Here is a 12682-nt window from a genome sequence, read left to right as displayed (position 1 = left end):
ATCCTGATCAGCCTGCGTGGCGCCGGCACCACTCGTACATCACGACGGCCGCGGCGGCGCTCGCGTTGATCGAGCGCGTCGAGCCGTACTGGGTGATCTCGATGTGACCGGATGCCGCGGCGAGCGCCTCCTCCGACAGCCCTGGCCCCTCCTGGCCGAACAGCAGCACGCACCGCTCGGGCAGGTCGGCCCTGTCCACGGGCACGGCCTCGCCGACGTTGTCGACGGCGATGATCGGGATGCCGGCATCCACCGCCCATGCAGCGAAGTCCGCCACATCCGGGTGATGCACGACGTGCTGGTACCTGTCGGTGACCATCGCGCCGCGCCGGTTCCACCGGCGGCGGCCGATGATGTGCACGGTGTCGGCGAGGAACGCGTTGGCGCTGCGCACGATCGACCCGATGTTCATGTCGTGCTGCCAGTTCTCGATGGCGACGTGGAACGGATGCCGCTGGGCGTCGAGGTCGGCGACGATCGCCTCCATCGTCCAGTACCGGTACCTGTCGATCACGTTGCGGGTGTCACCGAGCTCGAGCAGCTCAGGGTCGTACTGCTCACCCTCCGGCCACTCACCCTGCCAGGGCCCCACGCCGTAGCCGGGCTGGGTCACTGATCCGGTCGACTCGTCGCTCACGTTCCCACGGTACCGTCGCCACTCTCAGGCTAATATTTAGGCGTGCCTAAAAATCTTGCGACCAGGACGAGCGGAGCGTGGCTGCTCGGCCCCGCCCTGGTTGCCGGAGTCGCCTATCTGGACCCCGGCAACGTCGCCAGCAACATGACCGCCGGCGCGAAGTACGGCTACCTGCTCGTATGGGTGGTCGTCGTCGCGAACGTGATGGCCTGGCTCATCCAGTACCTCTCCGCCAAGCTCGGCGTCGTCACTGGACGCAGCCTGCCGGAGATCCTCGGGCATCGGATGCAGCGACCCTGGGCCCGCCGGGCCTACTGGCTGCAGGCCGAACTGGTGGCGATGGCCACCGACATCGCCGAGGTGATCGGCGGCGCCGTAGCCCTGCAGCTGCTGTTCGACGTTCCGCTGCTGCTCGGCGGCATCATCACCGGTGCCGTCTCGATGGTGCTCCTCGCCGTGCAGGCCCGCCGCGGGCCGCGGCACTTCGAGTTCGTCATCATCGGGCTGATGGCCGTGATCACCATCGGCTTCATGGCCGGCCTCTTCCTCGGCCCGCCCTCAGCCACCGGCATCCTGTCGGGTCTCGTCCCGCGATTCACGGATGCCGGATCGGTGCTGCTCGCGGCATCCATCCTCGGCGCGACGATCATGCCGCACGCGATCTACGCGCACTCCGCGCTGGCGCGCGATCGGTTCGGGCGCCCTTCGACAGGCTCAGGGACCGACGACGACTCCGATGCCGGACCCTCCGTACCCCGCCTGCTCACTGCGACCCGCTGGGACGTGAGCATCGCGATGGCGATCGCCGGCACCGTCAACCTCGCGATCCTGCTGCTCGCCGCCGCGAACCTCGCCGGCGTCGCCGGCACCGACTCTCTCGAGGGCGCACACTCGGCGCTCGCCGAGAACCTCGGCCCGATCATCGCGACGCTGTTCGCCGTCGGTCTGCTCGCCTCCGGTCTCGCCTCGACCTCGGTCGGCGCCTACGCCGGCGCCGAGATCATGCACGGACTGCTTCGAGTACGACTACCGCTGCTCGCCCGCCGTCTGATCACGCTGATCCCGGCCCTGCTGATTCTCGGGCTGGGGGTCGATCCGACCCTCGCACTGGTGCTCAGCCAGGTCGCGCTCTCGTTCGGCATCCCGTTCGCGCTCATCCCGCTGGTCGCGCTCACCGCGAAGCGCAGCATCCTCGGGGAGTACGCGAACCGCCGCGCGACCACCCTGCTCGGCGTCGTGTGCGCGGTGCTGCTGATCGCACTCAACGCGACGCTGCTGGTGCTGCTCGCGACCGGGGCATGAGCGCGCCGGTCATCCGACGACCGCACCCGGTCCCCGGGTCGCGCACGAGACAGCACAGGGCCCCGGGATCGGCACGGAAACGACGACCCCGGGGCGGTCTCTGCGGTCAGCCGGAGAACGCCTCCGTCCACTGCGACCTCGCGCCGTCGGCGATCCGGTACCAGGCGTCCGGCACGGCCACGACGGTGACCTCGCCGGTGACCCGGACCTTGCGGTTCGCGGCATCCGCCTTCTCGCCATCGACGTAGTACGTCACGCCGTCGGTCCTGGGCAACTGGATCTCGTCATGCGCAGTGCCAGGTCGGTCCTTGACCACCGGCGCGGCCGGGGTGACCGGCGCGGTCAGCACCGGCACCTTCGCCCAGTCGATGTCGCTGGCCAGGTAGAACGACGTGTACGCCGGCTGGTTGTACACCGTCTGCTGGCGCGCGGTCTCGGTGCGGTACTGCACATCCTGCATCAGCGTCGTGAGCTTGTGCGTGGTCTTCTCGGTGGTCGTGTAGAACCGCAGCGCGCTCGAGTCCGCAGTGCGCACCAGCAGTTCCTCGCGCCAGTCGCCGAAGACGTCCGCCACCAGCGACGGGTTGCCCTTGGTGCCGTTGTTCGTGAGCGTGCCGTCGGCGGTGAGCAGGTTGCCACGCGTCCAGTCGTCGATCGTCGGCGTCTGGGTGCCGCTGCCGTTCACGATCTGGGTGGTGAGGTCACCGGCCCAGCGGATGGACATGTTCGTTCCCGGCGTCGCCGCCGAGAGGATCTCGCCCTTCGCGCTGATCAGGCCGCTGGCGTCGGTGCCGCCGGGCATGCTCGCCCACATCTCGATGCCGGGCACATCGGGACGCACGTCGCCGATCATCGCGCGGCCGGTGTCCTTGCCCGAGTAGGCGCCGAACAGCACCTCGCCGGTCGCCGCATCGCGCAGCGCCGAGCCGTAGGGAGCGTAGGTGCCGCCCTCGTGTGCGGTCCAGATCTCCTTGCCCGGGCGGCTCGGATCGATGTCGGCCACGTGCATGGCGTCGCCGTGTCCGAGGCGCACGTCGGCGCCCGGGTCGGCGCTGCCTGCCGGCAGGACATCGTGCGAGCTGTACAGCAGGCTGCCGTCGTCGTCGAGCGTCGCCGACCCGTAGATCAGTTCCGAGCGGCCGTCGTCGTCGATGTCGGCGAGAGTCAGCGAGTGGTCGCCCTGCGTCGTGATCCCGCCGTACACCGGGTCGGTGCCGTCGCGACCGTGCGGCCCGTCGTTGAACGGGTTCGTCATCGGCACCTGTCCGCTGTCGACCTGCCAGCGCTGGCGGAGCTTCTTGCCGTCCCAGTCGAGTGCGGTCACGGTCGTGCGCGTGTAGTAGCCGCGGGCGAAGACGGCGGACGGATGCTGGCCGTCGAAGTAGCCCACCCCGGACAGGAAGCGGTCGACCCGGTTGCCGGGCTCGATGCGCGACATCGCGTAGTCGCCCCAGAGCAGGCCGTCGTCGCCGCGCGCCGTCGGGTAGTCGATCGTCTGCAGCTCTTTGCCGGTGGCGCTGTCGAAGACCGTGAGGTACTCGGGTCCGTCGACGATGAAGCCCTCGAACTCGCGCAGCCTGTTGTTGCCGCTGCGGCTCGGCGCGTACACGTCGATGAATGTGTCGGCGAGCTCCTCGGCGCTCGCGCGGGTGAGCGGGTACTGATGCGTGACGGGCATCCCCCACGCTTCTTCGAGCGTCGCCGGCCACTGACCGGAGACGACCTCGGGGCGTGAGCTCCAGCCGAGGAACATCTCGACCAGGTGGTCCTCGTAGTCGGCGGCGCTGAGCCGGTAGTCGTCGGTGTTCGCGTAGCCCGCCTTCAGGTCGGACTTCGGCATGGTGATGTACTTCTCGCGCTTCACCGAGCCGTCGGCCCTGTACTGGATCGACTTCGTGCCCGGCGCGGTCTTCAGCATCGTCTCGGCGCGGCCGTCGCCGTCGAAGTCGTAGACGAGGAACTGCGTGTAGTGCGCACCGGCGCGGATGTTCACGCCCAGGTCGAGCCGGTTCAGGAGCGTGCCGTCGAGCTCGTAGGTGTCGAGATAGACGCTTCCGGTGTAGCCGCGCTGCGAGACGTCCTTGGAGTTCGACGGGTCCCACTTGACGACGTACTCGTACTGCCCGTCACCGTCGACATCGCCGACCGAGACGTCATTGGCCGAATAGGTGTACGCCTCGCCCGCCGGCGTGACGCCGTCGGCCGGCTTCTGCAGCGGCAGGTCGTAGTGGCCCTGCGCCCAGGCGGTCACAGGAGCGGATGCCGCGAGCTCGACTCCGTTCACGACGGGCGCCACGGTGTACTTCGACTCGGCTGTGCCGCCGGCGTCGGAGTAGTTCGTGCTGTCGGTGACGACGGCGATCCGCTCGCCGTCGCGGTACACGGCGAAGTCGGCTCCGGCCAGGCCGGTGTCGGTCGCACCGGTGGTCTCAGAAGCGAGCAGGCGCCAGCTGAGGAACACGCCCTGGTCGGTCGACACGGCGACGAGGCCGCGGTCGAGATGCTCGAGCTGGGGAGTGCTCAGTGCGGGCTTGTGGTTCGCAGCGGGCTGTGCGGGTGGCGCGGCGGAGGCGGGCTGTGCGCCGCCGCCGAGCAGGCATCCGGCGGCGATCACCGCCAGGGCGCTGCGGAACGGATGGGATCTCGGGTTCATCATCGAATCTCCTCTGGGCTGGGGCCCCGTTGGATAGCGCTTTCCGTGCTCGCCCGAAGTTACTCGCAGAGGATGCCGGGGTCAAGAGTTTTGACACGATTCATTCCAACGTTGCACAGAACTGTGCGCAGCGGCGTCCCCCGAGTCCGCGCGCGTGGTCAGCGCGCGACGGTCACCGCAGCGTCCCCTGTGACGTCCAACGTCAGCAGACCGGATGCCGGTTCCCACGACCGCACCTCTGCACCGGTCACCGTCGGCTGCGAGGTGAAAGCCGCCGGCGGCAGGTACACGACCGCCGTCCCGCCGTCACGCACCTCGAACTTGACGCCTTCGGCCGACGAGGTCCACGACACCAGACCGTCGACCTCGCGCGGATAGGGCCGGTCCAGCCAGCCGATCAGATTGCGCGGCGTGCCGTCCGACTCGTACGGACCCCAGCTGCCGTCGTCTCGAGACCAGTACACGACACCCATGCCCGCGGCATCCGCCGTCTCGTAGACGAGCTTGACGTAGTCGCCTGCCCCCTCGCCGGTGGTGTCAAGGCCGAACTCGCCGAGGATCACCGGCACGGCTCCGCGCCCCTGGCCGAGCACCTCGGCGGTGCGCAGCACGTTCGATCGCCACTGTGCGACGGTGCCCTGCACGAGTCCCTTCGAGGCGCCGGCGAAGCCGTCGCCGAGGTCCATCGGCAGCGGATACAGGTGCGGGCAGAACGCCACGCGCGCGTCGCCCTCGCGCGGGTCGTCGATGGCGCCGAGCGCGCTGGGCAGCCCCCAGTTGAATCCGAAGGCCTGCGGCTCGACGCACACCCAGGTGTCCTGGTCGGCCTCGCGGATGGCATCCGTGGTGCGCTGGTACAACTCCGTCAGCGGGCCGGACTCGAAAGCCACGCCCTGCAGCGTGCCGCCGTAGGGCTCGTTCATCAGGTCGTAGGCGACCACCGCATCGTTGTCGGCGAAGCGCTCGGCGACGGCGCGCCACGCGTCGGCATAGTGCTCGGCGAGTTCCGAATGCTTCCCGGTGGTGTTCCAGAACTGGTCGAACGCGCGGATCGTGCCGGGCTCGAGGTACACCAGCTCCCACATGTCCCCTGTGTTCACCGGCAGGCCGTCGGTGAACGTGGCCCACGCGGGGGCGCCGTTGCCCGAGTCGCCGCTCGGCGTGATCGCCGAGCCCCACAGGTCCTGGTGCATGTCGAGCATGACGCTGTACCCGCGGTCGGCGTACCACTGCACGCGCTCCTCGACGCCGTCGAGGTAGCCCTGGTCGATGACGCCCTTCTCGGGCTCGACCGCCCGCCACGAGATGAGGAAGCGCACGAAGTTCGTGCCCATGTCGGACTGCTCCCGCGCGAGATCACCCTCGGTGAACAGCGGGAACCCGTCGGGCGTGCTCTTCGCGCTGGATGCCGTGCTGAATCCATGCGCGACGATGCTGCGGCCCTCGGAGTCGGTGATGAACCGCGTGGAGGCCTCAGGCGCCACGCGGAGGGATGCCGCGACAGCACCGCCCGCGACGAGGAGCACGAGCGCTCCGGCCAGCGCCCACCGACTCGGATTCCGCATCCCGTGTCTCCTTCCGGCCTCGTCGCCTCCTCGCACGGTAGCGTGTGCACCATGGCACCGGAGCCCGACACTCAGTCCCACCCGCGAATCGACCGGGTCTCGTGGGTCGTGCTGGTCTCGCTGCTCGTGCTGGCGGTGCTCGCCGGCATCTGGCATGTGTCCGGCTGGGCGGCCACCTGGGTCTCGGCTCTGCTCTTCCCACCGGCCGCGGGTCTGCCGGCGCTGTGGCCGCCGCTGCGCCTGTGGCCGCTCGGCGAGACGACGGTCGCGGTGTGGCTGATCGACCTGGCGGGCGTCGCCGTCATGCTGCTCGCCGCGTGGGTGCAGCTGCGCGCGGCCGCGCGGAAGCATCCGCGTCCCGGGCGCCGGCGCGCCTTCGGCCGCGGCGTGTGGACCACGGTCCTCGCCTTCGTCGCGGGCAACGTCGCGCGCGGCGTCGCGCAGAGCTTCCTGCTGCACTCCGATCTGGGCACCTACGCGGGCCAGCTGATCGCCAACGTGCTGGTCTCGGCGCTGACCGGTCTGCTCGCCGGCCTCGTCGTGGGGCTGATCGCGATGCTGTTCGCGGGCCCGAAGCCGGTCGAGCCCCTCGCGCCCGCCGAGACGGACGCCCTGTCTCACGCCTGAGCCGGGACGGACGCACCCCGGCCCGCCGGTAGGCTTGTCGGGTGTCCGCCACCCAGAACCGAGACGACTCCGACGCACGCCGCGCGGTGCGCATCTGCACCTGGATCTCGCTCGGCACAGCGGCACTCGGGGTGCTGCTGCTGTTCTTCCCGAAGCTGGTGCCCGTCGGCGACCCGTGGGTGCAGCTCGCCCTCGGCGTCCTGACGCTGATCTTCGCGTTCCGCGCCCGCGCGATCGGCATGCGCGGTGTGAACCACTACGACGGCCGTCTCTCGCTGTTGGCCGCGCTGGGCGGCTTCGCGATCTGCTTCTTCGCCGGACAGTACGCGTTCGGCGTCATCATGTCTCTCGCGAGCTGATCATGGCCTCCCCCGCCGCGGACGACTACTTGAAGACGGTCTACTCGCACACCGAGTGGCAGGACGCCCCGATCACGCCGTCGCAGCTCGCGGCGAAGCTCGGGATCGCGCCGTCCAGCGTCACCGAGATGGTCAAGAAGCTGGCATCCGCGGGCCTCGTCTCGCACGTCCCCTACGGCGCCGTGAAGCTGACGGATGCCGGTGAGCGGCGCGCCCTCGAGATGCTGCGCCGGCACCGACTGATCGAGACGTGGCTCGTGCGCGAGTTCGGTTACACCTGGGACGAGGTGCACGACGAGGCCGAGGTGCTGGAGCACACCATCAGCGACCGCCTGCTGGAGGGCATCGACGAGCGGCTGGGCCGCCCGCGGTTCGACCCGCACGGCGATGCGATCCCTGATGCTGCGGGACAGGTCGTCCGCGAGCCGTTCGTGCTGCTGGCGGATGCCCCGCCCGGCCATTCCGGCCGCGTACTGCGGGTGGACGACCGCGACCCGGAGCTGCTCCGCGCCCTGGAAGCGCTCGGCATCGATGTGGCATCCGAACTCCTCGTGACCGCCGCCGGTGTCGAGCGCGACGGCCGCGCAGTCCTGCTGCCCGACGGCTCCGACGGCGTGATCTGGCTCAGCGCGTGACGGCTGTCCGCGCGGCTGAATAGGCTGTCCGCATGGGAACGCGCTTCTTCAATGCCGGCTCTGTGCTGCTGGCGTTCGATGTCCACGGTGAAGGGCCGGTCGTGATCGTCGCGCACGGACTGACGATGAGCCGCGCCGCCGACCGCGAGCAGGGGCTCACGCCGTGGGAGCGGCTCGCGAAGCAGGGGTTCCAGGTCATCTCCTACGACGCCCGCGGCCACGGCGAGACCGCCGGGCGGGCCGAGCCCGACGATTACCGCTGGGACAACCTCGCGACCGACCTGCTCGCCCTCGCCGATGCCATCTCGCCGGATGCGCCGGTGCACGCGATCGGCTCGTCGATGGGCACCGCGACGATTCTGCACGCACTGGTGCGCCGCCCGGAGCGGTTCCGCTCGGTCGCCCTCACCGCCCCGCCGACCGCCTGGGAGACCAGGCAGCTTCAGCAGCGCGCCTACGCGGCGACCGCCGCGGCCGCCGAGACGATGACGCTCGACGACTTCGTCGCCGCATCCGCCGCCGCACCGGTGCCGGAGATCTTCGCCGAGCGGTGGAACCCCGGTCCGCCCAGCATCGACATGGCAGTGCTGCCGTCGGTGTTCCGCGGCGCAGGCGCAAGCGACCTGCCGGACGCAGCCGACATCGCCCGCATCGAGACCCCGACGCTGATCCTGCCGTGGGCGACCGATCCCGGGCATCCGCTCTCCACGGCGGAGCGGCTCGCCGAGCTGATGCCGCACACCGAGCTCGAGGTCGCCGAGGACATCCCGACCATCAAGGCCTGGCCGGACCGCGTCGCGGAGTTCTTCCGGGAGCACCCCTGATGGGTGCGCTCGACGACGGCGAGCGGATCAGGGCGGCGGATGCCGCGGACTGGCGCGACTGGCTCGAGGAGCACCACACCCGCACCGACGGTGTGTGGCTGCTGGGCGTGCGCGGCACGGATGCCGTCGGTGTCGGCTACGAGGACTCCGTGCGGCAGGCGCTGTGCTTCGGCTGGATCGACGGCCCGGTGCGAGTCTTCGACGGGGTGAACGCACAGTGGTTCTCGCCCCGGCGACGAGGCAGCATGTGGGCGGCGACGAACAAAGCTCGCATCGCCGATCTCGAGGCCGCGGGGCAGCTGGCGCCCGCGGGCATCCGAGTGATCGAGGCAGCCAAGAGCGACGGCTCGTGGACGATCCTGGAGGGCCCCGAGGCGGGCATCGAACCGCCGGAGCTCACCGCCGCGCTCGACGCCGCGCCCGCGGCGCGCGCCGGCTGGGACTCGTTCCCGGCATCCGCGCGCAAGATGGGACTCACGCAGATCGCGATGGCCAAGCGCGCCGAGACCCGCGCGAATCGAATCGCGAAGATCGTGGCGGATGCCGCGGAAGGGAAACGACCATGAACCAGCAGGATCTGCTGTTCCTGGTGATGATCGGCATCGGGCTCTCCGCGGCCACCGTCTTCGCCGTGCAGCTGCTGCGCCGACCGAAGCACGACGACAAGGGCACCTGGTACGAGGGCCCCTGGGACGACGACGACAAGCCCCGCGGCCCGCAGAACCCCGATCGCTGACACCGGCGCTCCCGGGCTGGACAACGTTTTCCCGATCCCCTAGGTTGATCTGGAACCGCCCCCCGTCGACGCCTGGAGCTCCATGATCACCGCCGCACCGAGCGCTCTCGCTCCGGTCATCGACCGCCGCATCTACGGCCAGTTCGCCGAGCACCTCGGCCGCGGCATCTACGAGGGCCTGTGGGTCGGACCCGACTCCCCGATCCCGAACCGGAACGGCCTGCGGATCGACGCGATCGACGCGCTGCGGGCGATCAAGGTGCCGGTCGTGCGCTGGCCGGGCGGATGCTTCGCCGACGAGTACCACTGGCTGAAGGGCGTCGGCGAGCAGCGCGGCGCGATGGTCAACACGCACTGGGGCGGGGTCGTCGACCCGAACGAGTTCGGCACCCACGAGTACTTCGAGCTGCTGAACCAGCTCGACGCCGAGGCCTACATCAACGGCAATGTCGGCAGCGGCGCGGTGGCCGAGATGCAGGACTGGATCGAGTACATGACGCTCGACAGCCACACCGAGATGGCCGAGCTGCGCAAGCGGCACGGCCGCGATCAGCCCTGGAAGGTGCAGTTCTTCGGCGTCGGCAACGAGAGCTGGGGCTGCGGCGGCAACATGACCTCGCTGCACTACGCGAACCTGTACCGGCAGTACCAGACCTACGTGCGCGACTACGGCGACAACCGCATCACCAAGGTCGCCTGCGGCGCGAACGCCGACGACTACGAGTGGACCGACGTGGTGATGGCGCGCGCCGCCGACCACATGGACGCGCTGAGCCTGCACTACTACACCCTGCCCACCGGCGAGTGGGACGTGAAGGGCGCCGCAATAGGCTTCGGCGACGCGGAGTGGCACGAGACCATCCGCCGCACTCTCATGATGGACACCCTGCTGACCCGTCACGGCCAGTTGATGGACAAGCACGATCCGGCGAGACGAGTCGGCCTGTACGTCGACGAATGGGGCACCTGGTACGACGTCGAGCAGGGCACCGACCCCGGCTTCCTGTACCAGCAGAACACCATGCGCGATGCGATGGTCGCCGCGCTCAACTTCCACGTCTTCCACCGGCACGCCGACCGCGTGCGCATGACGAACATCGCGCAGATGGTCAACGTGCTGCAGGCGATGCTGCTCACCGACGGTGAGCGGATGCTGCGCACCCCGACCTATCACGCGTTCGCGATGTACACCGCTCACCACGATGCGACATCGGTGCCCGCGCGAGGCGTCCTGCCCGCGCACACGGATGTCACGCTCTCGCGCCGCGACGGTGCATACACGGCGAGCGCCGTGAACTACGGACTCGACCGGCCGGCCGAGGTCGAGATCGTACTGCCGGGCGCGGTGGGTGCGCTGCTGCGCAGCGACATCCTCACCGCGGAGCGGGCCGACGCGCACAACACGTTCGAGACGCCGGATGCCGTGACGGTGACCCCGTTCGAGGGCGTGCAGGTGCGCGGCGACCGGATCACGCTGACCCTGCCGCCGCGAAGCATCGTCACCGTGCGGGCACGCGTCGCGGACTGAGAGCCGGCCGCCTCGGCAAGGGCTACCGCAGCACGAACGCCGCGGCGCCGATCAGCGGGCCCTCGTCGCCCAGTGCCGAGCGCACCACGCGAGTGCGGCGGGAGTAGTCGTGCGCGGCGTGCGCCGTGAGCGCGTGCTGCACCAGGTCGACGTAGTCGTGCGAGACGCGCGAGAACCCGCCGCCGATCGCCACGACGTCCAGGTCGATCAGCGTCGCGGCATCCGCCAGCGCCTCGCCGACCGCCTTCGCCGAGCGCTCGATCGCGGCCCGCGCGACGGCGTCGCCGGCCGCGGCGTCCCGCGCGAGGTCCTCGCCGACCTCTCCCGTCCAGCCCTGCGTCTGCGCCCAGGCGACGGATGCCGGTCCCGAGGCGATCTCCTCGAGCGTCAGCCCTCCCTCGCGGCGCACCTGGCCCAGGTGCCCGGCGTTTCCGGTGGCGCCGGGCGCGTAGACGCCGTTCAGCACGAAGCCGCCGCCGACTCCGGTCGACACGACGATCGACAGCGAGGCCTTCGCCCCCTCCGTCGCGCCGAGCCACGACTCGGCGAGCGCGAGCGCGCCTCCGTCATGTCCGAGCACCGTGTGCACCTCGCGGCGGAGCACCGAGGTAGCGGCATCCCGCACCGCATCCGCGACGCGGAACCCGCGCGCGAACGGCATGTTGACCGGCTTGATGACGCCCGCGCCCCTGTCGATCGGGCCGGCGCTGCCGATGCCCGCGCCGACGAGCTCGTCGTCGGTGGGCAGCGCGGCCAGCGCCACGGCCACGGCGTCACCGATCGCAGCGCGCAGCGCCTCGGCATCCGCATCCCGCCCCGTCGGGCGGCGCACGCGGCTCGCCGCGATCGGCGCCCCGTCCTCGCGCACCAGGGCGGCCTCCAGCTTCGTGCCGCCGATGTCGACGGCGAGTGCGACCCGCGTCACGACTTGACCGAACCGCTCATGAGACCTCCGATGAAGTATTTGCCCAGCAGGATGTAGACGACCAGCGTCGGGATCGAGGCGATCAGTGCCCCGGCCATCGATGCGCCGTAGTTCGAGAGCTGCGCGCCCTGCGACAGGTTCACCAGCGACAGCGACACCGGTCCCTGGTTCGCGTCGGACAGGAACAGTGCGAACAGGTAGTCGTTCCAGGCCGAGGTGAACTGCCAGATGATCGTCACCACGAACCCGGGCAGCGACAGCGGCAGGATGATGCGCCAGTACGAGCTGAGCATGCCGGCGCCGTCCACGCGGGACGCCTCCATGAGCTCCTCGGGCACGCCCTCGTAGTAGTTGCGGAAGATCAGCGTGCAGATCGGCAGACCGTAGATGACGTGCACGATCAGCAGGGTGGCGATGTTGCTCGGCATGCCCAGCGACGTCTTCATCTGCACCAGCGGCACCATGATCGCCTGGTACGGGATGAACATGCCGAACAGGATCAGCGTGAACACGATGTTCGCGTAGGGGAACTTCCACCGCGACAGCACGAAGCCGTTCATCGAGCCGAGCATGGCGGAGATGATCGCGGCGGGGATCGCCAGCAGGAAGGTGCGACCGAGCGGGGCGGCGAGCGCCTCCCAGGCGGTGCTCCAGTTGTCGAAGCCGGTCGCGCCTGAGGCATCCGCCTGCCAGGGCCAGATCGACGGCCACGCCCACGAGCTGACCGCGCTCACGTCGGATGGCGGCTTCAGGCTCGTCACGACCAGCACGTAGACGGGCATCAGCACGATGACCACGAACAGCAGCAGCAGCACGTACTTGACGGTGCGGCTCATCCGCGCCCGGCCCTTGTGGGCGGTGGGGGCGCTTGCCGGCGCCGTGGTGCGGCGC

At 70.0% G+C, this 12682-nt stretch carries 13 protein-coding genes; 8 read left to right on the top strand and 5 right to left on the bottom strand.

Annotated features, from left to right (window positions below):
- Nucleotides 1-7: 7 nt before the first annotated feature.
- Nucleotides 8-637 carry a TrmH family RNA methyltransferase gene (locus tag ACFVDO_RS08880; RefSeq protein WP_378859168.1) on the bottom strand — a complete coding sequence of 210 codons (630 nt, stop codon included), beginning with the start codon at nucleotides 635-637 and terminating at the stop codon, nucleotides 8-10.
- A 42-nt stretch (nucleotides 638-679) separates the two neighbouring features.
- On the opposite strand from ACFVDO_RS08880, the gene ACFVDO_RS08875 reads away from it, so the two are divergent.
- Entirely contained in the window at nucleotides 680-1939 is a 1260-nt protein-coding gene (locus tag ACFVDO_RS08875) for an Nramp family divalent metal transporter (protein WP_378859167.1), read from the top strand.
- Nucleotides 1940-2045: 106 nt separating this feature from the next.
- On the opposite strand, the gene ACFVDO_RS08870 is transcribed toward ACFVDO_RS08875, so the two are convergent.
- Entirely contained in the window at nucleotides 2046-4592 is a 2547-nt protein-coding gene (locus ACFVDO_RS08870; protein ID WP_378859166.1) for a rhamnogalacturonan lyase, read from the bottom strand.
- A 158-nt stretch (nucleotides 4593-4750) separates the two neighbouring features.
- The gene (locus ACFVDO_RS08865; RefSeq protein WP_378859165.1) at nucleotides 4751-6157 is read right to left on the bottom strand and encodes a glycoside hydrolase family 5 protein; all 1407 of its coding nucleotides are present in this window, start codon (nucleotides 6155-6157) and stop codon (nucleotides 4751-4753) included.
- Between the two features lie 51 nt (nucleotides 6158-6208).
- Here ACFVDO_RS08865 and ACFVDO_RS08860 point away from each other — a divergent pair, with 51 nt between their 5' ends.
- From ACFVDO_RS08860 to ACFVDO_RS08830, 7 genes are all read left to right on the top strand, one after another.
- Entirely contained in the window at nucleotides 6209-6784 is a 576-nt protein-coding gene (locus ACFVDO_RS08860) for a hypothetical protein (RefSeq protein ID WP_378859164.1), read from the top strand.
- 41 nt (nucleotides 6785-6825) lie between these two features.
- Nucleotides 6826-7143, top strand: a complete 318-nt coding sequence (locus ACFVDO_RS08855; protein ID WP_378859163.1) for a hypothetical protein — start codon at nucleotides 6826-6828, stop codon at nucleotides 7141-7143.
- 2 nt (nucleotides 7144-7145) lie between these two features.
- A complete protein-coding gene (locus ACFVDO_RS08850; protein WP_378859162.1) occupies nucleotides 7146-7778 on the top strand; it encodes a metal-dependent transcriptional regulator in 633 nt (210 codons plus the stop codon).
- A 32-nt stretch (nucleotides 7779-7810) separates the two neighbouring features.
- Nucleotides 7811-8602, top strand: coding sequence for an alpha/beta fold hydrolase (locus tag ACFVDO_RS08845; RefSeq protein WP_378859161.1), 792 nt, complete (start codon nucleotides 7811-7813; stop codon nucleotides 8600-8602).
- The gene (locus tag ACFVDO_RS08840; protein WP_378859160.1) at nucleotides 8602-9168 is read left to right on the top strand and encodes a YdeI family protein; all 567 of its coding nucleotides are present in this window, start codon (nucleotides 8602-8604) and stop codon (nucleotides 9166-9168) included. Before ACFVDO_RS08845 ends, ACFVDO_RS08840 begins: the two co-directional genes overlap by 1 nt.
- Nucleotides 9165-9338 (top strand): hypothetical protein, encoded by a 174-nt coding sequence (locus ACFVDO_RS08835; RefSeq protein ID WP_378859159.1) that lies wholly within the window; start codon nucleotides 9165-9167, stop codon nucleotides 9336-9338. Before ACFVDO_RS08840 ends, ACFVDO_RS08835 begins: the two co-directional genes overlap by 4 nt.
- A gap of 82 nt (nucleotides 9339-9420) precedes the next feature.
- Nucleotides 9421-10866, top strand: a complete 1446-nt coding sequence (locus ACFVDO_RS08830) for an alpha-N-arabinofuranosidase (RefSeq protein WP_378859158.1) — start codon at nucleotides 9421-9423, stop codon at nucleotides 10864-10866.
- A 22-nt stretch (nucleotides 10867-10888) separates the two neighbouring features.
- On the opposite strand, the gene ACFVDO_RS08825 is transcribed toward ACFVDO_RS08830, so the two are convergent.
- Together ACFVDO_RS08825 and ACFVDO_RS08820 are read right to left on the bottom strand one after the other, a co-directional pair.
- Nucleotides 10889-11791 carry an ROK family protein gene (locus tag ACFVDO_RS08825; RefSeq protein ID WP_378859157.1) on the bottom strand — a complete coding sequence of 301 codons (903 nt, stop codon included), beginning with the start codon at nucleotides 11789-11791 and terminating at the stop codon, nucleotides 10889-10891.
- Nucleotides 11788-12627, bottom strand: coding sequence for a carbohydrate ABC transporter permease (locus tag ACFVDO_RS08820; RefSeq protein WP_378859199.1), 840 nt, complete (start codon nucleotides 12625-12627; stop codon nucleotides 11788-11790). The genes ACFVDO_RS08825 and ACFVDO_RS08820 overlap by 4 nt, the downstream gene beginning before the upstream one ends.
- Between the last annotated feature and the right edge of the window lie 55 nt (nucleotides 12628-12682).

The organism is Microbacterium sp. NPDC057741 (genome assembly GCF_042798735.1).
Classification (GTDB): Bacteria; Actinomycetota; Actinomycetes; order Actinomycetales; family Microbacteriaceae; genus Microbacterium.
The sequence above is the reverse complement of the archived record's forward strand: the minus strand, read 5'-3'. Positions and strand labels throughout refer to the sequence as shown.

Bases quoted from the DNA above. Each gene is read 5' to 3' on its own strand.
- ACFVDO_RS08870 (WP_378859166.1), bottom strand. From the start codon at position 4,592: ATGAACCCGAGATCCCATCCGTTCCGCAGCGCCCTGGCGGTGATCGCC.
- ACFVDO_RS08865 (WP_378859165.1), bottom strand. From the start codon at position 6,157: ATGCGGAATCCGAGTCGGTGGGCGCTGGCCGGAGCGCTCGTGCTCCTC.
- ACFVDO_RS08860 (WP_378859164.1), top strand. From the start codon at position 6,209: ATGGCACCGGAGCCCGACACTCAGTCCCACCCGCGAATCGACCGGGTC.
- ACFVDO_RS08850 (WP_378859162.1), top strand. From the start codon at position 7,146: ATGGCCTCCCCCGCCGCGGACGACTACTTGAAGACGGTCTACTCGCAC.
- ACFVDO_RS08845 (WP_378859161.1), top strand. From the start codon at position 7,811: ATGGGAACGCGCTTCTTCAATGCCGGCTCTGTGCTGCTGGCGTTCGAT.
- ACFVDO_RS08840 (WP_378859160.1), top strand. From the start codon at position 8,602: ATGGGTGCGCTCGACGACGGCGAGCGGATCAGGGCGGCGGATGCCGCG.
- ACFVDO_RS08835 (WP_378859159.1), top strand. From the start codon at position 9,165: ATGAACCAGCAGGATCTGCTGTTCCTGGTGATGATCGGCATCGGGCTC.
- ACFVDO_RS08830 (WP_378859158.1), top strand. From the start codon at position 9,421: ATGATCACCGCCGCACCGAGCGCTCTCGCTCCGGTCATCGACCGCCGC.
- ACFVDO_RS08820 (WP_378859199.1), bottom strand. From the start codon at position 12,627: ATGAGCCGCACCGTCAAGTACGTGCTGCTGCTGCTGTTCGTGGTCATC.